The sequence below is a fragment of the Bacillus sp. JST-5 genome, assembly GCF_057747715.1.
The window spans coordinates 23,432-44,231 of the sequence record NZ_JBYLHW010000002.1 but is presented as its reverse complement, the minus strand read 5'-3'; the positions used below and the strand labels follow the sequence as shown (position 1 = coordinate 44,231).

At 36.5% G+C, this 20,800-nt stretch carries 19 protein-coding genes; 17 read left to right on the top strand and 2 right to left on the bottom strand.

The genetic code is table 11. From position 1 onward, the window contains the following. The first annotated feature begins 235 nt into the window (after positions 1–235). From yqiS to AC3ASS_RS00870, 12 genes are all read left to right on the top strand, one after another. Positions 236–1,144 (top strand): phosphate butyryltransferase, encoded by a 909-nt coding sequence (yqiS, locus tag AC3ASS_RS00925; RefSeq protein WP_488281620.1) that lies wholly within the window; start codon positions 236–238, stop codon positions 1,142–1,144. Positions 1,145–1,155: 11 nt separating this feature from the next. Then, the gene (gene bcd / locus AC3ASS_RS00920; protein WP_488281619.1) at positions 1,156–2,256 is read left to right on the top strand and encodes a branched-chain amino acid dehydrogenase; all 1,101 of its coding nucleotides are present in this window, start codon (positions 1,156–1,158) and stop codon (positions 2,254–2,256) included. Between the two features lie 62 nt (positions 2,257–2,318). Then, on the top strand, positions 2,319–3,437 hold the full coding sequence (gene buk / locus AC3ASS_RS00915) for a butyrate kinase (protein ID WP_488281618.1): 1,119 nt from the start codon (positions 2,319–2,321) through the stop codon (positions 3,435–3,437). Beyond that, a complete protein-coding gene (lpdA, locus tag AC3ASS_RS00910; protein WP_488281617.1) occupies positions 3,438–4,862 on the top strand; it encodes a dihydrolipoyl dehydrogenase in 1,425 nt (474 codons plus the stop codon). It abuts the gene before it with no gap. 38 nt (positions 4,863–4,900) lie between these two features. After that, positions 4,901–5,893: a thiamine pyrophosphate-dependent dehydrogenase E1 component subunit alpha gene (locus tag AC3ASS_RS00905; RefSeq protein WP_488281616.1), complete on the top strand. Its 993-nt coding sequence runs from the start codon at positions 4,901–4,903 to the stop codon at positions 5,891–5,893. A gap of 15 nt (positions 5,894–5,908) precedes the next feature. Then, positions 5,909–6,892: an alpha-ketoacid dehydrogenase subunit beta gene (locus tag AC3ASS_RS00900; RefSeq protein ID WP_488281615.1), complete on the top strand. Its 984-nt coding sequence runs from the start codon at positions 5,909–5,911 to the stop codon at positions 6,890–6,892. A 21-nt stretch (positions 6,893–6,913) separates the two neighbouring features. After that, entirely contained in the window at positions 6,914–8,191 is a 1,278-nt protein-coding gene (locus AC3ASS_RS00895; RefSeq protein WP_488281614.1) for a dihydrolipoamide acetyltransferase family protein, read from the top strand. Positions 8,192–8,350: 159 nt separating this feature from the next. Further along, complete coding sequence (locus AC3ASS_RS00890) at positions 8,351–10,315, top strand: methylmalonyl-CoA mutase family protein (RefSeq protein WP_488281613.1); 1,965 nt, start codon at positions 8,351–8,353, stop codon at positions 10,313–10,315. Next, positions 10,312–12,477 (top strand): methylmalonyl-CoA mutase, encoded by a 2,166-nt coding sequence (gene scpA / locus AC3ASS_RS00885; RefSeq protein ID WP_488281612.1) that lies wholly within the window; start codon positions 10,312–10,314, stop codon positions 12,475–12,477. Before AC3ASS_RS00890 ends, scpA begins: the two co-directional genes overlap by 4 nt. Beyond that, positions 12,467–13,507 (top strand): methylmalonyl Co-A mutase-associated GTPase MeaB, encoded by a 1,041-nt coding sequence (gene meaB, locus AC3ASS_RS00880; protein WP_488281611.1) that lies wholly within the window; start codon positions 12,467–12,469, stop codon positions 13,505–13,507. The genes scpA and meaB overlap by 11 nt, the downstream gene beginning before the upstream one ends. Before the next feature lie 167 nt (positions 13,508–13,674). After that, positions 13,675–14,112 carry a BrxA/BrxB family bacilliredoxin gene (locus AC3ASS_RS00875; protein ID WP_488281610.1) on the top strand — a complete coding sequence of 146 codons (438 nt, stop codon included), beginning with the start codon at positions 13,675–13,677 and terminating at the stop codon, positions 14,110–14,112. A 190-nt stretch (positions 14,113–14,302) separates the two neighbouring features. Further along, positions 14,303–14,812, top strand: a complete 510-nt coding sequence (locus AC3ASS_RS00870; RefSeq protein WP_488281609.1) for a L,D-transpeptidase — start codon at positions 14,303–14,305, stop codon at positions 14,810–14,812. A 16-nt stretch (positions 14,813–14,828) separates the two neighbouring features. On the opposite strand, the gene prli42 is transcribed toward AC3ASS_RS00870, so the two are convergent. Further along, on the bottom strand, positions 14,829–14,924 hold the full coding sequence (prli42, locus tag AC3ASS_RS00865) for a stressosome-associated protein Prli42 (protein WP_488281608.1): 96 nt from the start codon (positions 14,922–14,924) through the stop codon (positions 14,829–14,831). A gap of 202 nt (positions 14,925–15,126) precedes the next feature. Between prli42 and mce the strand changes: the two genes are divergently transcribed. The 5 genes from mce (at position 15,127) to AC3ASS_RS00840 (ending at position 20,096) form a co-directional block, all read left to right on the top strand. Further along, positions 15,127–15,537: a methylmalonyl-CoA epimerase gene (gene mce / locus AC3ASS_RS00860; protein ID WP_488281607.1), complete on the top strand. Its 411-nt coding sequence runs from the start codon at positions 15,127–15,129 to the stop codon at positions 15,535–15,537. Next, a complete protein-coding gene (locus AC3ASS_RS00855) occupies positions 15,538–17,088 on the top strand; it encodes an acyl-CoA carboxylase subunit beta (protein WP_488281606.1) in 1,551 nt (516 codons plus the stop codon). Positions 17,089–17,153: 65 nt separating this feature from the next. Further along, positions 17,154–18,281, top strand: a complete 1,128-nt coding sequence (locus AC3ASS_RS00850; protein WP_488281605.1) for a M20/M25/M40 family metallo-hydrolase — start codon at positions 17,154–17,156, stop codon at positions 18,279–18,281. Between the two features lie 19 nt (positions 18,282–18,300). Beyond that, positions 18,301–18,777: a chemotaxis protein CheW gene (locus AC3ASS_RS00845; RefSeq protein WP_488281604.1), complete on the top strand. Its 477-nt coding sequence runs from the start codon at positions 18,301–18,303 to the stop codon at positions 18,775–18,777. 71 nt (positions 18,778–18,848) lie between these two features. Continuing rightward, positions 18,849–20,096, top strand: a complete 1,248-nt coding sequence (locus AC3ASS_RS00840) for a DNA polymerase IV (protein WP_488281603.1) — start codon at positions 18,849–18,851, stop codon at positions 20,094–20,096. 65 nt (positions 20,097–20,161) lie between these two features. Here AC3ASS_RS00840 and AC3ASS_RS00835 read toward each other — a convergent pair whose 3' ends face one another. After that, the gene (locus AC3ASS_RS00835; RefSeq protein WP_488281602.1) at positions 20,162–20,800 is read right to left on the bottom strand and encodes a cyclase family protein; all 639 of its coding nucleotides are present in this window, start codon (positions 20,798–20,800) and stop codon (positions 20,162–20,164) included.

The following is a 20,800-nucleotide window of genomic DNA, read 5'->3' as shown; positions in this document are numbered from 1 at the left end:
AAGCATGCAAAAAATTGCATACTGTGAAAATAATTGCAGATGATACCACCTTATATTTCCAACTAAATGAATAATTGTCTTAATTAAATTTAGCAATAAAATGCAGCATTAAAAAAGGTTGAAAAAATTAAATACAACTTTTTATTAGAAAGCGCTTTCAAATTATAAATGTTGGCACGATTCTTGCATTATAATTTGATGACGTCACAACAAGAGAAAGGGTTGGTAGAAATCAATGAAACTGGAATCACTTCTTAACAAAGCAACCCAAATGAAAGATCAAATGATTGCAGTTGCAGCAGCTGCTGATGAAGAGGTTTTGTCGGCAGTAGAAAAAGCTATTGAATGGGATTTAGGAAAATTTATGTTATTCGGTGACGAAAACGAAATTCAGTCATTGATTCGTAAATTTCCCCTCTTGGAAAGTTCAACTCATGTCACGATTCATCATGCTGAATCTGTTGAGCTTTCCGCTGAGATGGCTGTACGGGCGATTCATGAAAAAAAAGCACATGTATTAATGAAAGGGAATATCCCGACGGCCAAAATTTTAAAAGCCGTTTTAAACAAAGAATATGGACTAAGAACCGGAAATGTATTATCACATGTTGCCGTTTTTGAAGTCCCTCACTATGATCGTTTTATATTTGTGACTGATGCGGCTATGAATATTCGCCCTAATTTAGAACAAAAGGCGCAAATTATTCAAAACGCTGTACAAATTGCAAAAAGTGTCGGAATTGACCTTCCGAAAGTAGCGGTTCTAGCTGCTATTGAACAGATTAATCCAGCCATGCCTGAAACGTTAGATGCTGCATCATTAACGATGATGAATGAAAGGGGACAAATCAAAGACTGTTTGATTAATGGTCCTTTAGCTTTAGATAACGCAATATCAACATTTGCCGCAGAACAAAAGAAAATTAAAAATGAAGTTGCTGGACAAGCTGATATATTAGCTGTTCCAGAAATTGTAACAGGAAATGTTTTATACAAATCGCTTATGTATTTTGCTAATGCCAAAGTTGCAGCAGTTATTTCGGGAGCAAAAGCACCGATTGTTTTAACATCAAGAGCAGATAAGGCAGAAAGCAAATTATATTCGATAGCTTTAGCTATTTGTGCATCCAAATCACAAAATTAGGAGGAGACCATATGGAATTATTCAAGTATATGGAAAAATATGATTACGAGGAAGTATTATTTTGTCATGATAAAGCATCTGGGTTAAAAGCTATTATAGCCATCCACGATACAACATTAGGGCCAGCTCTTGGTGGTACTAGAATGTGGACATATGAATCTGAAGAGGCAGCTATTGAAGATGCTTTAAGACTTGCAAGAGGAATGACCTATAAAAATGCGGCTGCTGGGTTAAATCTCGGTGGAGGAAAAACCGTTATTATTGGTGATCCTAGAAAAGATAAAAATGAAGAAATGTTCCGTGCGTTCGGCCGTTTTATTCAAGGACTAAATGGACGATACATTACGGCAGAAGATGTTGGTACAACAGAAGCAGATATGGATATTATTCATGAAGAAACAGATTTTGTTACAGGAATTTCAGCAGCATTTGGTTCTTCTGGAAACCCTTCTCCTGCAACAGCATTTGGTGTTTATAGAGGTATGAAAGCAGCAGCGAAAGAAGCTTGGGGTAATGATTCTTTAGAAGGAAAAGTCATTGCTGTACAAGGAGTAGGGAATGTTGCCTATGCTTTATGTCGTCATTTACATGAAGAAGGAGCAAAATTAATTGTTACGGATATTAATAAAGAAGCTGTGCGCCAAGCAGTAGAAGAATTTGGTGCGAAAGCGGTTGATCCTAATGATATTTATGGGGTGGAATGTGATATTTTTGCACCATGTGCATTAGGTGCCATCATTAATGATGAAACGATTCCACAATTAAAAGCAAAAGTTATTGCAGGATCAGCGAACAACCAATTAAAAGATACAAAACATGGAGATATCATCCATGAAATGGGAATTGTTTATGCTCCTGATTATGTCATTAATGCTGGAGGAGTTATCAACGTAGCGGATGAGTTATATGGATACAATCGTGAGCGTGCGATGAAAAAAATTGAACAAATTTACAACAACATTGAAAAAGTATTTGAAATTTCTAAACGTGATAATATTCCTACGTATCTTGCAGCAGATCGTATGGCAGAAGAAAGAATTGAAAAAGTCGCTAAATCAAGAAGTCAGTTTTTATTAAACAGCAAACATATTTTAACAAAAAGACTTTCTTAAGATCTCATAAAGGAAGGGCGCGATTCTAGCGTCTATTCCTTTTTCTAATGGAGGTTAAAAAAGTGCAAGAATCACAACATCGAATACTTGTCATCAATCCTGGTTCAACTTCAACGAAAATAGGAGTATTTGATCATGATATCCCGATTTTCGAAACGACGATCCGACATGACTTTGAAATGATTCAATCTTTTGATACGATTTATGACCAATATGAATATCGGAAAAAAATGATATTAGAAACGTTGGATTATGAAGGTATAAATGTTTCTAAATTAAGTGCTGTTTGTGGAAGAGGTGGGTTACTCCGTCCAATTGAAGGAGGAACGTATGAAGTCAATGAACTGATGTTAAAAGACTTAAAAGAAGGATATTCTGGACAGCACGCGTCTAACTTAGGCGGAATAATTGCCTATGAAATCGCATCAGGCCTAAATATTCCAGCTTATATTGTAGATCCAGTTGTTGTTGATGAAATGGATCCCATTGCGAAAGTATCTGGATTTTCTTTAATTGAAAGAAAAAGTATTTTTCATGCTTTAAATCAGAAAGCCGTTGCTAGAAAGGTAGCGAAAGAACAGGGGAGACGCTACGAGGATGTTCGTTTTATCGTCGCCCATATGGGTGGAGGAATCACGATTGGGGTTCATAAATATGGTCGTGTTGTCGATGTGAATAATGGATTAAATGGAGAAGGACCTTTTAGCCCTGAACGTGCAGGTACTGTTCCTGCTGGAGATTTAGTAGATTTATGTTTTTCAGGAGACTATTACCGCGATGAAATTATGAAAAAGCTTGTTGGACAAGGTGGTTTAGTTGGTTACCTTGGGACTAACGATGCCATCAAGGTTGAAAAAATGATCGAAAATGGCGATGAAAAAGCAAAGCTAATTTATGATGCGATGGCCTATCAAGTAGCAAAAGAAATTGGCGCAGCTTCTTGTGTATTAGAGGGGAAAGTTGATGCCATTATTTTAACGGGTGGACTTGCATACGGAAAAGAATTTACAAACGAAATTATCAAACGTGTCAAATGGATTGCAGACTGTATTGTTTATCCTGGAGAGAATGAACTTCAAGCTCTAGCAGAAGGAGCATTAAGAGTCCTATTAGGGGAAGAAGAAGCAAAAGTATACCCGAATTCAAGTGCAAATACCAAAATAGCTAATGGGGTGAAATAAGTGGCAAAAGAATATGATGTTGTCATTATCGGAGGCGGTACCGGTGGGTATGTTGCAGCCATACGCGCAGCCCAACTTGGATTATCTACTGCCGTTGTTGAAAAAGGAAAATTAGGCGGAACATGCTTACATGCGGGATGCATCCCATCGAAAGCGCTGTTAAGAAGTGCAGAAGTGTATCAAACGGCCAAAAAAAGTAATGAATTTGGCGTTTTTACTAGTGATGTAACGTTTGATTTTAAACGTGTTCAAGAAAGAAAAGAAAAAATTGTTGATCAATTGTATCGCGGTGTTCAACATTTAATGAAAAAAGGAAAAATTGATATTTACGAAGGAACAGGAAGAATTTTAGGCCCATCCATTTTTTCTCCAATGCCAGGAACGGTCTCTGTTGAAATGAACAATGGGACAGAAAATGAAATGCTTGTTCCAAAAAATGTTATCATTGCTACAGGTTCAAGACCAAGAACATTGCCAGGATTAGAAATTGATGGAGAAAAAGTAATTACATCGGATGAAGCATTAAAGCTTGAATCACTCCCACAATCGATTGCCATTGTAGGTGGAGGAGTCATCGGAATTGAATGGGCATCTATGCTTTCGGACTTTGGCGTGGACGTAACAGTGATTGAATATGCGGATAGAATCATTCCAACAGAAGATGATGATATTAGCAAAGAAATGAAACGTTTATTAAAGAAAAAAGGAATTAAAATTTTTACAAGTGCAAAAGTGTTACCTGAGACATTGGAAAAATTGGACAATTCTGTGAAGATTAAAGCTGAAATCAACGGCGAGTTAAAAGAATTTGAAGCAGAAAAAATTCTCGTATCGGTTGGAAGGCAAGCTAATATTGAAGGAATTGGTTTAGAAAATACTGATATTAAGGTTGAAAAAGGATATATTGTAACAAACGAATATTATCAAACGAAAGAGTCTCATATATATGCTATTGGTGACTGTATTGGTGGTCTTCAGCTAGCCCATGTAGCTTCACATGAAGGAATTACAGCAGTTGAACATATTGCAGGTTTAAATCCATCCCCATTAAATTATGAACACATTTCAAAATGTATTTATAGTAATCCAGAAGCTGCGAGTGTTGGACTAACAGAAAGAGAAGCGAAAGAAAAAGGCTATTCTGTTAAGGTTGGAAAATTCAACTTCCGCGCTATTGGAAAAGCGCTAGTTTTTGGGGAAACTGACGGATTTGTAAAAATCGTTGCCGATGAAAAAACGGATGATATATTAGGAGTTCACATGATTGGTCCTCATGTAACGGACATGATTAGTGAAGCTGGTTTAGCCAAAGTGCTTGATGCAACCCCTTGGGAAATTGCTCATACTGTTCATCCGCATCCGTCATTATCGGAAGTAATTGGTGAAGCAGCGCTTGCTGTAGATGGAAAAGCTATTCATTCATAATCATGATATCTATTTTTTAATATAAAAGGAGGATGACTATGACAGAAAATCGCCATCAATCATTAGGATTAACGGATCAAGATGTACTTGAAATGTATGAAACGATGCTTCTTGCCCGTAAATTAGATGAAAGAATGTGGTTATTGAACCGTTCTGGTAAAATCCCATTCGTCATTTCTTGTCAAGGTCAAGAAGCCGCTCAAGTTGGAGCAGCATTTGCCCTAGATCGTACGAAGGACTATGTGTTGCCGTACTATCGTGATATGGGAGTTGTTTTAACATTTGGCATGACTGCTAAAGAATTGATGTTATCAGCATTTGCAAAAGCGGAGGATCCTAACTCCGGAGGAAGACAAATGCCTGGACACTTTGGTCAAAAGAAAAATCGTATTGTAACAGGTTCCTCTCCTGTTACGACACAAGTTCCTCATGCAGTAGGAATTGCACTAGCTGGAAAAATGGAAGGAAAAGACTTCGTTACATTTGTTACATTTGGTGAAGGTTCTTCCAACCAAGGAGATTTCCACGAAGGAGCAAACTTTGCAGGAGTACATAAGCTTCCTGTCATCTTCATGTGCGAAAACAATAAATATGCGATATCTGTCCCAATTGAAAAACAATTAGCATGTGAAAAAGTATCTGATCGCGCAATTGGTTACGGAATGCCAGGGTATACGATTGACGGAAATGATATTCTTGAAGTTTATAAGACGGTAAAAGAAGCAGCGGATCGTGCACGTCGAGGAGAAGGACCAACGTTAATTGAAACGGTTTCTTATCGTTTTACTGCACATTCAAGTGACGATGATGATAAAGTATATCGTGATCAAGAGGAAGTTAAAAAAGCGAAGGAGTTAGATCCAATTCCAAATTTCGCTAAATACTTAAAAGAATTAAATATTTTAACGGACGAAAAAGATAAAGAAATTCAAAATCGCGTGATGAAAACAGTCAATGAAGCGACTGATTATGCTGAAAATGCACCATATGCTGATCCTGAACACGCCTTAAAGTATGTTTATGCGGAGTAAAAGGGGGATGAAAAGATGCCAGTAATGTCATATATTGATGCAGTAACATTAGCGATTCGCGAAGAAATGGAACGTGATTCTCGCGTTTTTGTACTTGGAGAAGACGTAGGTAAAAAAGGTGGGGTTTTTAAAGCAACCCAAGGTTTATACGATCAATTTGGTGAATATCGTGTGTTAGATACGCCTTTAGCCGAATCAGCCATTGCCGGTGTAGCGATTGGTGCTGCCATGTACGGAATGAGACCAATTGCCGAAATGCAATTCGCAGATTTTATTATGCCTGCAGTTAACCAAATTATTTCTGAAGCAGCTAGAATTCGTTACCGTTCCAATAACGATTGGAACTGTCCTGTTGTTATTCGTGCACCTTATGGTGGTGGTGTTCACGGTGCATTGTATCATTCACAATCTGTAGAAGCTGTATTTGCGAATCAACCTGGATTAAAAATCGTGATGCCATCCACTCCTTATGATGTCAAAGGATTATTAAAAGCGGCAATTCGCGATGAAGACCCAGTATTATTCTTTGAACATAAACGTGCGTATCGATTAATAAAAGGCGAAGTTCCGACAGACGATTATGTATTGCCAATTGGAAAAGCAGATGTTAAACGTGAAGGAGAAGACATTACAGTTATTACATATGGTTTATGTGTTCACTTCGCCCTTCAAGCAGCGGAAAGACTTGAAAAAGATGGAATTTCAGCACATATTTTAGACTTACGTACCGTTTATCCATTAGATAAAGAAGCCATTATTGAAGCAGCATCTAAAACAGGAAAAGTGTTATTAGTAACGGAAGATAACTTAGAAGGAAGCGTCATGAGCGAAGTTTCGGCGATCATTGCGGAAAATTGCTTATTTGATTTAGATGCTCCAATTAAACGATTAGCAGGTCCAGATGTTCCAGCTATGCCTTATGCACCAACGATGGAAAAATTCTTTATGGTTAATCCGGATAAAATTGAAAAAGCGATGAGAGAATTAGCTGAATTTTAATCATGAAAGAGGAGGGATCCTATGCTAGAACAAATGAAAATGCCACAGCTAGGTGAAAGTGTTACAGAAGGAACAATTAGTAAATGGCTCGTTTCAGTTGGAGATAAGGTAAACAAATATGATCCAATTGCAGAAGTTATGACGGATAAAGTAAACGCTGAAATCCCATCCTCTTTTTCCGGAGTCATAAAAGAACTGATTGCGGAAGAAGGGCAGACATTACCTGTCGGTGAAATTATTTGTACGATCGAAGTCGAAGGTGGCGAAGTCGCAGAAACTAAGGAAATACCAAAAACTGAGAAACATTTATCCAATGAAAATAATTCTGCTGATGTCGATCAAAGTCAAAAACAACGTTATTCGCCTGCTGTATTAAAACTTTCACAAGAGCATGGAATTGATTTAACGAAAGTGAAAGGAACAGGTAAAGGCGGACGAATTACACGCAAAGACATTTTAGCATTGATTGAGAAAGGTCCTGAAGCCTATAAAGTTGATGCTAAACAAGAAGAAACAGTTTCCGTTCCAGAAAGAAAGCAAGAAGAAACACCTGTCAAGAAAGTATCTACTGCACCAACTTCATCCATTCCAACAGCTGCAGGAGATATTGAAATACCTGTATCAGGTGTTAGAAAAGCCATTGCAACTAACATGCTTCGTAGTAAACATGAAGCTCCTCACGCATGGACAATGATGGAAGTGGATGTAACAAATTTAGTTGCATACCGCGATTCTATTAAAGAGGAATTTAAACGAAAAGAAGGATTTAATTTAACATATTTTGCGTTTTTCGTAAAAGCTGTAGCTCAAGCATTAAAAGAATTCCCGCAGATCAATTCTATGTGGGCGGGTGATAAGATTATCCAAAAGAAAGATATAAACATCTCTATTGCTGTTGCAACAGAAGATGCGTTATATGTTCCGGTCATTAAGCATGCGGATGAAAAAACGATTAAAGGAATTGCAAGAGAAATTACGGAACTATCCCAAAAAGTTCGTTCAGGTAAATTAACGAGTGAAGATATGCAAGGTGGAACATTTACCGTCAACAATACAGGTTCCTTTGGTTCCGTTCAATCCATGGGTATTATAAATTACCCGCAAGCAGCCATTCTACAAGTAGAATCTATCGTGAAACGTCCGGTCGTTATGAATAATGGAATGATCGCGGTTCGCGATATGGTCAATTTATGCTTGTCGCTCGACCATCGAGTTTTAGACGGTCTCATTTGCGGAAGATTTTTAAAACGTGTAAAAGAAATTTTAGAATCCATTTCCCCCGAAACTTCTATATATTAAATAGATAGCCATCATTCGTTTTGAATGGTGGCTATTTTGCTACTAAAGAACATGATTGCTAACTAGTAAACTTTTTTCACCTATAATAAAATAAGATTAGAGGATAAAACTGTAAATGGCGGAAAGGAGGAACGGCCAAACGATTGGGTCGGCATTCAAATGAAAATAAACGACTTTATCAATGAAGAATTTCCACCAACGGATTTCCATCAATGGATGGAAGCTGTTGAACAATCTTTAAAAGGAAAAAAAGCGAATTTAGAAACATTAACATTTGAAGAAATAACAATAAAACCTTTATATACGAAATTAGACGAAGGTTGGAAACTATTAAGTGATGAAGTTCCGGGTGAATCCACTTTTATACGTGGAATAAATAGAGAGGGTTATCGAAAAGTTCCTTGGGTGATAGCACAAACGATTCACGGAAAGGACTTTCATGAACTCATTCAAAATTTTGAAAAGGCTTTCTCAGGAGGACAAGAGGCAATCTCTTTTGTTTTCGATCAGAAGATGACCATCGGTGAAATGTATCATTTATTAGATAAGTATTATTCAGAAAAGAGACCTTTTTTCATTATTACTAGTCATCCATGTTCGAACTTATACATAATGTTAAAAGATTGGGCGGATCGAAATCAACTAGACCCAACTTTGTATCATGGTTTCATCGGGTTTGATCCGATTGGTCAATTTGCTTTAAAAGGGAAAGTATTAAAAAATGAAAAAGAATATTTCGAACATTTGGCTAGTTCCATCTTTTATGCTCATAGTCATTTCCCATCATTGCGCACCATTTATATAGACAATAGTATTTATGAAAATAGCGGTGCCAATATTGTCCAACAAATGGCAATTGCTTTATCAACAGGGGTAGAGTACGTAGAACGATTGAAACAATTCGGATTGGCTCCAGAACTAACATTCTCTAAAATTATCTTTAATTTTTCCGTTGGTTCTTCATTTTTTATGGAAATCGCTAAGTTTAGAGCGTTACGTGCTCTATGGTCAAAAATAGGCGAAGCTTACAATGTCACAGAAAAAAATCGAAAAATGATTATCCGAGCCGAAACAACTAAAACGAATAAAACGGTGACTGATCCTTATGTAAATATGCTACGTAGTGGGGCTGAAGCGTTTGCTGCCAGTTTAGCACAAGTACAATATATACATGTAGATCCATTTGATTGGTATCAAGAATCAGCCAGTGAATTAGGAGAACGGATTGCTCGAAACACGCAACATATTATTCGTGAAGAAACATCTATCGTTCATCCAATCGATCCTGCCGGAGGTTCTTGGTATATTGAAGAATTGACAAAAACATTAATGGAAAAGGCATGGGAACTATTTTTAGATATAGAAAATAGCGGAGGATTATTATCAAACTTGAAATCGGGAAGAATTCAAAAAGAAATTCGTACTTTAAAAGAAGAACGTATTAAACAGGTGGCAAAACGAAAAGTAAAACTAATCGGTACAAATGTTTTCCCGAATTTAAAAGATAAGCTACAACAACCTCAAAGTATCCAAGGATTGAAAAGTGATGAAATATTTGTGGAAAAATCGATGGAGGATCGTCAACAAAACATAAATATCCATTTAATAATGGAATCATTCTTGACTATTGCGGACACGGAAGATATAGAACCAGTTCAGCCAATGAGACTAGCAAATGATTTTGAACAACTTCGTATTCAATCTTTAAAATTTGAACAAAAATATGGAAAAAAACCGCAAATTGGATTGATCGGTTTAGGAGCATTAAAAGACCATAAAACTCGTGTCGATTTCATTCAAAACTTTTTAGCTGCTGGAGGAATAGAGTCCGTAATTAGTCAAGAGTGTTATGATGAAAAGGATGCTGTTCAATTTGTTAAAAACAGCCAATTACCTATTTATATTGTTTGTGGATCGAATGAACAATATGAAAAGATCGGTTTATCCATCATTAAAGCTATTCAAACGGAATGTAAAGTGAAACTATTTTTAGCCGGAATGCCAAGTGATAACTTAATCAATCAATTCCGTTTACATGGATTAACGGATTATATTGACATCAAAACAAACTGTTTTGAAATGAATGCTCAACTACTGAAAGAGTTGGAGGTGGAGGGAAGATGAGACCGGATTTTCGAAACATATCCTTATTCGATTCATCCTCAAATAAAAAAAATCATGAACCATCTATTGAAGTAGTTAAAGAATCCTATGAAGGAATACCAATTAAATCATTGTATACGAAAAAAGATATTGAAGATTACATCCACTTAAATACTTTTCCGGGACTTCCACCTTATGTACGTGGTCCTTATCCAACGATGTATGTAAATAAACCTTGGACGATTCGTCAATATGCTGGATTTTCTACAGCAGAAGAATCAAATGAATTTTATCGAAAAAACTTAGCTGCAGGGCAAAAAGGTTTATCTGTGGCGTTTGATTTAGCGACGCATCGTGGATATGATTCCGATCATCCAAGAGTTGTTGGTGATGTTGGAAAAGCTGGTGTGGCGATTGATTCAGTTGAAGATATGAAAATATTATTTAACGGAATTCCTCTTGATCAAATGTCTGTATCGATGACGATGAATGGCGCAGTATTACCTATTATGGCATTTTATATTGTGACAGCAGAAGAACAAGGGGTAAAACGCGAACAGCTTTCAGGAACGATTCAAAACGATATTTTAAAAGAATATATGGTACGAAACACGTATATTTATCCTCCAGAAATGTCTATGCATATTATTTCTAACATATTTTCATTTACGTCAAAGTATATGCCAAAATTTAATAGCATTAGTATTTCAGGTTATCATATGCAAGAAGCTGGAGCACCTGCCGATTTAGAATTAGCGTATACTTTGGCTGATGGATTAGAGTATGTACGAACAGGAATAAACGCTGGAATTGATATTGATTCATTTGCACCAAGATTATCTTTTTTTTGGGCCATTGGCATGAATTATTTCATGGAAGTGGCAAAAATGAGAGCCGCGAGATTTATGTGGGCAAAATTGATGAAACAATTTTCTCCGAAAAACCCGAAATCAATGGCTCTACGTACCCATTCGCAAACGAGTGGTTGGAGTTTAACAGAACAAGATCCATTTAATAATGTTATACGGACTCTAATAGAAGCTCATGCAGCAACCATGGGACATACACAATCTTTACATACGAACGCTTTAGATGAAGCGATTGCTTTACCTACTGAGTTTTCCGCACGGATTGCTAGAAATACGCAATTGTATTTACAAGAAGAAACGGATATTACCCGAGTGATCGATCCATGGGGCGGTTCGTATTATGTTGAAACTTTGACTCATGAGCTGATGAAACGTGCATGGCAGCACATTGAAGAAATTGAAGAGCTTGGCGGTATGACAAAAGCGATCGAAACTGGTATTCCAAAATTAAGAATTGAAGAAGCGGCAGCCAAAAGACAAGCAATGATCGATTCAGGAAAAGAAACGATTATTGGTGTAAATAAATATCGAATCGACAGTCAAGAAGAAATTGATATTTTAGATATTGACAATACAGCTGTTCGAAATCGTCAATTGGAAAAATTAAAACAACTAAAGGAAACAAGAAATGAAGAAGCGGTAAAACAATCGTTGGAAGCCTTATCAAAAGCGGCACAAACGAAAAAAGGGAATTTATTGGAGTTAGCTGTTGAAGCTGCAAGAAATCGTGCAACTTTGGGAGAGATTTCGATGGCTATTGAAAAAGTTTGCGGAAGACATAAAGCTGTTATTCGTTCCATAAGCGGCGTTTATTCGAGTGCTTATCAAGATCATGAACAAATCGAAGAAGTGAAACAGTTGACGGAAGAATTTTTACGTCTTGAAGGAAGAAGACCACGTATGCTTGTAGCTAAAATGGGACAAGACGGGCATGATCGAGGAGCTAAAGTGATTTCTACTGCATTTGCCGATTTAGGATTTGATGTAGATATTGGACCGTTATTCCAAACTCCTGAAGAAACAGCCCTTCAAGCAGTGGAAAATGATGTTCATGTAGTCGGTGTTAGTTCCTTAGCAGCCGGCCATAAAACATTAGTACCAGAATTAATAGAAGAATTGAAAAAACTTGGTCGTGATGACATTGTTGTCATAGTCGGAGGAGTCATTCCAGCAAAAGATTATGAATTTTTATATTCTAAAGGAGTCTCTGCTATATTTGGGCCAGGAACGATTATTCCTGTGGCTGCGCAAAAAGTCGTTGAAGAAATTTTAAAACGCCTTGGATATGAGGAAGTGGAAGAAGATGGACAATAAACAAAACCCATCTTCCTTCCCGAAAAAAAAGTATCGAAAAATGAAAAACGAAGAAATTTCGATCAACGACTATATAAAAGGAATATTAAATAAAGATCGTGTTATGTTGGCGAAAGCAATCACCTTAATTGAAAGCAATCTTCCGGAGCATAAGAAGAAAAGCCAACAAATTTTAAAAGAATTGCTTCCCTACACTGGAAATTCCGTTCGCATTGGTATTTCCGGTGTCCCAGGTGCGGGAAAGAGTACTTTTATAGAATCATTCGGCTTGCATTTAATCAAACAACATCATAAAGTTGCTGTATTAGCGATTGATCCAACTTCATCTGTTAACGGGGGGAGTATTCTCGGAGATAAAACGAGAATGGAACAATTGGTTAAAGAAAAAAATGCTTTTATCCGCCCATCTCCATCTGAAGGTACATTAGGTGGGGTTCATAGAAAAACGCGAGAAACGATAGCTTTATGTGAAGCATTTGGCTTTGATGTGATTATTGTTGAAACGGTTGGTGTCGGACAAAGCGAAGCAAATGTGCGTGGAATGGTCGACTTTTTCTTATTATTGGCTATTACAGGAGCCGGAGATGAACTTCAAGGAATGAAACGAGGAATTATGGAGCTAGTGGATGCGATAGTTGTCAATAAGGCAGATGGAGACAATATTCGTCATGCCGAAAAAACGAAAAGAGAGTTTAATCAAATCCTTCATTTTCTCCAACCCGCCACGAAAGGATGGACAACGAAAGCATATACATGTTCAGCTCTTTATCATCAAGGGATGGAAGAAATATGGAAGGTTATTCAGCAATTTATCAAAACGACAAAAACTAGCGGTGTTTTTTATGAACGAAGAAAAGAACAACGAAAAGATTGGGTACATGCGCTTATCCAAGAAAAATTGTTAATGGATTTTTACCAAGATTCAAATGTGAAATCAATTTATCCAAGTTTAATTCAACAAGTGGTGGAAGGGCAAATGCCTGCCACTGAAGCAGTTGAATCATTGTTTCAAGCATTTTATCAAAAATAAAAAAAACGGACAGTGCTTATTCGCACTATCCAATATCAGGGAGTTAGGGGTATGGATCATGTGTATTCATACTATTCCCGTTTTATAAAAAATTAAACCTAAAATTTGATATTTTCTTTAAAACACTGATAATATAATACATAGATTAATGATAAAGGAGCGATTATATGTCAATCGATTTTAACTTTTTTATGAATGATGTCGTTCGACAAGCTCGAGAAGAAATTCGAGCTGCAGGATATACTGAATTAACTACTCCTGAAGAAGTAGATGAAGCATTTGCAAGAAAAGGAACTACATTAGTTATGATTAATTCTGTATGTGGTTGTGCAGGTGGTATTGCTAGACCTGCAGCTTTCCATGCTGTTAATTATGATAAACGCCCTGACTATTTAGTAACTGTCTTTGCCGGTCAAGATAAAGAAGCGACCGAACGTGCTAGAAGTTATTTTGACGATTATCCACCATCTTCACCGTCATTTGCGCTATTAAAAGATGGAAAATTGTTAGCAATGGTGGAAAGACATGAAATTGAAGGTCACGAACCTATTTCTGTTATCCAAAAATTGCAAAACTATTTTGATCAATATTGTGATGAAGTATAAGCCGAGGGAGTACCCCTCGGTTTTTTTGATAAATATGTCTAGCCTATCTTTCAATTTAGTGAATGTTTCTCCAAATTAATATCCTCCCCTTTACCTCTATACATGTCTGTTTGCACCCATTCTTTATCCTTAATGGAATGGTTTGATATTCAAATTATTGAACAAACTAAGTAAAAAGGAGATGATCAGTTTGAAAACGTTCTTAGCCATTCTCCTTATGACTGTTTCACCTTTATTTCCATTAGGACAAAATCCGATGGTTGGAGATCCGTTTTTAATCGTTAATAAACGAACGAATGAACTAGCTTTTATTCATGAAGGAAAAGTTGAAAAGGTGTATAAAGTTGCTACGGGCAAAACGTTGGATTTAACTCCGGAAGGAACGTTTACTATCACGGTAAAAGCGATCAATCCATATTATCGGAAGAAAAATATTCAAGGGGGAGCCCCAAATAATCCGCTAGGAAGTCGGTGGATTGGGTTCGATGCATTAAACACCGATGGTCGAATGTATGGAATACATGGAACGAATCGACCAGAATCGATAGGTTATTATATATCTCAAGGCTGTATTCGCATGCATAATCAAGCGGTTGAGCAATTGTTTGATCAAATCCCGATTGGGTCAAAAATTCTTATTACCCATACAACAAAAACATTTGAACAACTTGGAAAAGAAAATGGAGCGATACCATATTAACGGTATGCTCCATTTATTAATTCATTGCCATTGATATTCCAAAAAGAATCGTTGAGGCAATCATGGCAAATAGCATTAAATATACAAATATTTTTTGTACTTTTTTGGACATGAAAAATCCTCCTCATCTATATTGTACAATGGATATTTTTAATCTACAAGGACATTAAGTTCTATAGGCTTGATGAATTTCTATGATCTACTTTTCATTCTCTATTAAGAGAATCTTATTACTCTTTCTTATATTTCATAGATAAGTAAAAGTTTTCAAAAATATGATAAAATTTAAAAAGAAAGATAGAAGGGGTGTTGAGATGAAAAAAATTGATCATATCGGGATTGCTGTTCGTTCAATTGAACAAGCTCTAACTTTTTATACTGAAATTTTAAAATTAGAACATATAAAAACAGAAATAGTAGAGTCTGAAAAAGTAAAAGTTGCTTTTCTAAAAGTGGGAGATTGTAAACTAGAATTGCTGGAACCCGTTTCCGAAGAAAGTGCAATTGCTAAATTTATAGAAAAAAAAGGGGAAGGTATTCATCACGTTGCTTTTGAAGTCGATGATATACATATAAAGATGGAAGAATTGAAAGCTGAAGATATTCAGTTTATTCAAGAAGTTCCAAAAACTGGTGCCGGTGGAGCACTTGTTGCATTTATGCATCCGAAATCGACAGGAAGAGTTTTATATGAGTTGTGTCAAAAGCCAAAGGGGGATTCCTAGATGTCAGACATTTATGAAAAAATTAATGAATTATATGATCGAAAACGAGAGATTGAGCTCGGCGGTGGTGATGAAAAAATCGCTAAACAACATGAAAAAGGTAAATTAACGGCTCGTGAACGAATTGATTTATTAGTCGATGAAGGAACTTTTGTTGAATTAAATCCTTTTATCGAGCATCGGTGTTATGATTTTGGATTAGAAAATGTTAAAGGGCCGGGAGACGGTGTCGTAACTGGTTACGGAAAAGTGAATGGGCGCCCAGTATACATATTTTCACAAGATTTTACCGTTTTTGGTGGAGCATTAGGAGAAATGCATGCAAAAAAAATAGCCAATATAATGGATTTAGCAGCAAAAAATGGGGCACCTATCGTTGGCTTAAATGATTCCGGTGGTGCTAGAATTCAAGAAGGTGTTGTATCTTTAGACGGATATGGGCATATTTTTTATCGAAATTCCATTTATTCTGGTGTTGTACCGCAAATTTCTGTTATTATGGGACCTTGTGCTGGTGGAGCCGTCTATTCACCTGCCATAACAGATTTTGTTATTATGGTGGAGAAAACAAGTCAAATGTTCATCACTGGTCCAAAGGTTATTGAAACCGTCACAGGCGAAAAAATTTCTTCCGAAGACCTAGGAGGCGCACAAATTCATAGTACAAAAAGCGGGAATGCTCATTTTGCGGCAAAGTCAGAAGAAGAAGCATTACTTACCGTTCGAAAATTGCTCAGTTATTTACCATTAAAATATAATCAAACGCCTCCTTCAATTCCATATGAAGATGGAGACGACTATCGGCCAGACTTAACAGATATTGTTCCTTTTGATGCGGTAAGACCGTATGATGTTCGTAAAGTGATTGAACAAGTCGCTGACCCAGGAAGTTTTATGGAAATTCACGAAAATTTCGCGAAAAATATTGTCGTGGGTTTTGCACGAATGAAAGGAAAGGTTGTTGGACTAGTATGCAACCAACCGAAATTTATGGCTGGTGGACTCGACATTGATTCTTCCGATAAAGCAGCAAGATTTATTAGATTTTGTGATTCTTTTAATATTCCTATCATTACATTTGAAGATGTTACTGGATTTTTCCCAGGTGTTAAACAAGAACATGGTGGAATTATTAGACACGGGGCGAAAATTTTATATGCTTATTCTGAAGCAACTGTACCAAAAATAACCGTTATATTACGTAAAGCATACGGTGGAGCTTATGTTGCACTAAATAGTAAATCAATTGGTGCTGATATTGTTTATGCTTGGCCAAATGCTGAAATCGCTGTGATGGGCCCTCAAGGTGCAGCCAATATTATATTTGCAAAAGAAATTGAAAATAGTCCGGATCCTGAAGAAACACGTAGGAAAAAGATTGAAGAATATCGGGAGAAATTTGCAAATCCTTATGTTGCTGCATCTCGAGGGATGGTCGACGATGTCATCGATCCAAGAGAAACCAGAATAAAACTAATTCAAGCATTGGAAATGTTGGAACATAAAGAAGAAGATCGCCCGAAAAAGAAACACGGAAATATACCTCTGTAAATGTACAAAAAATCGTGAAAAAGGTATACTGAAAAGGGAATATTACGGAAATTGGAGGTTACATCATGATCAATCAAGAACGCTTAATTCAAGAGTTTTTAGAGTTAGTACAAATCGATTCAGAAACAAAGTATGAAAGAGAAATTGCAGATGTTTTAAAAAAGAAATTTGAACAATTAGGTTTGGAAGTATATGAAGATGATACGACATCAATCACTGGACACGGTGCAGGAAATTTAACTGTTACAATGCATGGAAATAAAGAAAATGTTGACCCTATATATTTTACTTCTCATATGGATACAGTCGTTCCGGGAAAAGGTGTTAAACCTTCGATTAAAGATGGTTATATTGTTTCCGATGGTACAACCATATTAGGGGCGGATGATAAAGCAGGGTTAGCAAGTATTCTGGAGGCCATTCGCGTCATCCAAGAAAACAATATAGAGCACGGAACGATCCAATTTGTCATTACTTGTGGAGAAGAATCTGGACTCGTTGGAGCAAAAGCATTAGATCCACAACTATTAAAGGCAAAATACGGATTTGCGTTAGATAGTGATGGAAAAGTTGGAAATATCATTGTAGCCGCCCCAACCCAAGCAAAAATAAAAGCAACGATTTTAGGAAAAACCGCTCATGCAGGAGTTGCACCGGAAAAAGGGGTTTCTGCCATTACTATTGCAGCAAAAGCGATTGCAAAAATGCCGTTAGGTCGCATTGATGAAGAAACAACCGCTAATATTGGTCGTTTTGAAGGTGGACAAGCAACAAATATCGTTTGTGATCGTGTAGATATTTTAGCTGAAGCTCGCTCTCTTGTACCAGAAAAAATGGAACGCCAAGTGCAAAAGATGAAAGAAGCGTTTGAACAAACAGCTAATGAAATGGGTGGTCAAGCAGAAGTCGAAGTTAAAGTTATGTATCCTGGCTTTAAGTTCACAAGTGAGGATCTTGTTGTTCAAATAGCTCAAAAAGCAGCAGAAAAAATCGGAAGAACCAGTGAGCTGTTACATAGCGGCGGAGGCTCAGATGCAAACATTTTTGCTGGATTTGGTATTCCTTCTGTTGTTTTATCTGTCGGTTATGAAGAAATACATACTAAAAATGAGCGTATGCCAATAGAGGAACTAATAAAATTAACAGAAATGGTTGTTGCCATTGTTCAAATCGTAAGTTCCCAAAAAAATTAATGTGAATGGGGAGAAAGTGATGAGTACTTCTCAAAAAGCAATTATTTTTTCCATTAATGGCGAAGAATACGGATTGAAACTAGATGACGTTATTTCAGTTGAGTTTACCCAAGATATAGAGTCTAATCCAAATTTTCCTCCTTACATAAAAGGAATCAAACGAGCAAGGGGAGAAATGGTGCCTGTCATTGATTTAAAAGAAGTATTCTACGATGAGAAAAGTGATGCTGATGAAGGAAATCGATTAATCATTGTTCGTACGAATGATCTTCCAATGTCCCTATATGTTCAAGAAGTAAAAGAAATGATTGATATTCCAAATCACGCTTTGAAACAAGTATCATTAATAGACAATCATAATAAACGTTTTTTAAGCGGTGTTGCTAACATTAATGGAAGACTAATCGTCATCATTGATCCTTCTTCTTTCATCGGTTGGTTGGAAGGTATGGAAATCGTCAAAAATTATATTCATGAGCAAAAGCAGAATGTATAATGTATGTTTACCCAAATGGATTCCATTTGGGTAATTTTTCCTTTATCAACAAAAATAAGTTGGTGAACGAAATGAAACACATGTACCCGAAAAAAGGTAGAGTTATTTTACATGTTGATATGAATAGTTTTTATGCTTCAGTAGAAATGGCTTACAATCCTTCATTGAAAGGAAAACCGTTAGCCATTGCGGGCAATCCAGAAGAACGGAGAGGAATCGTAATCACATGCAGTTATGAAGCGAGAAGCTTTGGAGTTAAAGCAGCTATGCCCCTTTGGGAAGCAAAAAAATTATGTCCGAATTTAATTGTTATGACTCCGAATTTTGATCGATATCGGGCAGCTTCATTAAAAATGTTCGATCTTCTCCGTCAATATACAGATTTAGTAGAACCGGTTTCTATTGATGAAGGGTACATGGATATCACTAATCTTTATGAATTAGGAAGTCCTATAGATATTGCCAAAAGTATCCAAAAACGTTTATATAATCAATTCGATTTACCATGTAGCATCGGAATAGCACCAAATAAGTTTTTGGCGAAAATGGCATCTGATATGAAAAAACCTTTAGGAATTACCGTCTTAAGAAAACGAGATATTCCAAAGCTTTTATGGCCACTTCCTGCTTCAGACATGCATGGGGTTGGAAAGAAAACAGCGGAAAAATTAGCTTCCATTCATATTCATACCATTGGTGATATAGCCAAAGCGAATGACATACAATTAAAACATTTATTAGGAATTAATGGTGTACGTCTGAAAGAACGGGCGAATGGGATTGACACACGTCCGGTAGATCCGAATTCCATTTACGATTATAAGAGCGTTGGTAATTCTACGACATTACCGAGAGATATCTCTAATCAACAAGAATTATTAAACTTCCTAAAAGCATTAGCAGCAAAAGTATCTACAAGACTTAAAAGTAAAAGTGTTTTCGCTGAGTCAATACAAGTCATGATTCGATATAAAGACAGAAAAACGATTACCCGTAGCAAAAAACTAGACCATCCCATTCAATCCGAGCAAGAAATTTTTGAACAAGCTAGTTTCATATTTTTAAATCACTGGAATGGTAATCCTGTTCGTCTTTTAGGAATTACCGGAGGGGATTTAATAGAAGAAGAATTGGTAGCGGTTCAACTCGATTTGTTTTCATATGAAGAAGAAGCCAAAAAAGAGCCGTTATTGAAAACGATTGAGCTTCTTAAAGAAAAATTTGGCGATCAGGTGATAATGAAAGGTAGTAAAAAGGCGAACAATAAAGGTTTTACGAATACAAGCTTTAATAAAGACTTTTTAGCTGATAAAGAGTAGAAGACCTCAAGCATTTGAGGTCTTCCAATGTTTTATACATTTATTCAGGGAAAACTGCTTCCTTTTTATGATGATGCAAAAGGGATATTTTCGCTATTTTCAATTAAAACAATTCGAGCTGGTGAAGCGTCAGTCCCCATGATTTTTAAAGGAGCTGCGACCATAAAATAGTTTCCTTCTGGTACCTCTTTCAAACGAAGTCCTTCAATAATAATAATATTTTTTTCCATTAATGTTCGATGGGTAGGATGACCTTCTTGGGCTCGTTCAATCCCAAGCGCATCGATTCCTACGCCTGAAATATTGCGTTCAGCTAAAAAGCGTGAAGCACATTGGGCAACATATATAAAATCAAAATTAAACGTTTCATCATAAGAGTTTTTCGTTTTAAATAAGACAAAATCTCCTTTTTCAATTGTTAGATGTTGAATATCTTTTTCTTGAATTTTTTCCTCTAAGTGCGTTAAGTCAAATAGTTTGCAAGGTCGTATTAATTGTTCAATCGGGATGGATTCGATTGTGGCACCATCGTTCATCATATGTAACGGTGCATCGACATGCGTTCCAGTGTGAACGTCTAAAGAGATTCTTGATTCGGTCACATGCCCATTCGTTACGGTCTTAATTTCTGGCTGTTTTTCCTTTTTGTTTTTGTAAACCGGCATCCCTTCAAAAATGGGTGCCGTCACATCATAAATTTTCAT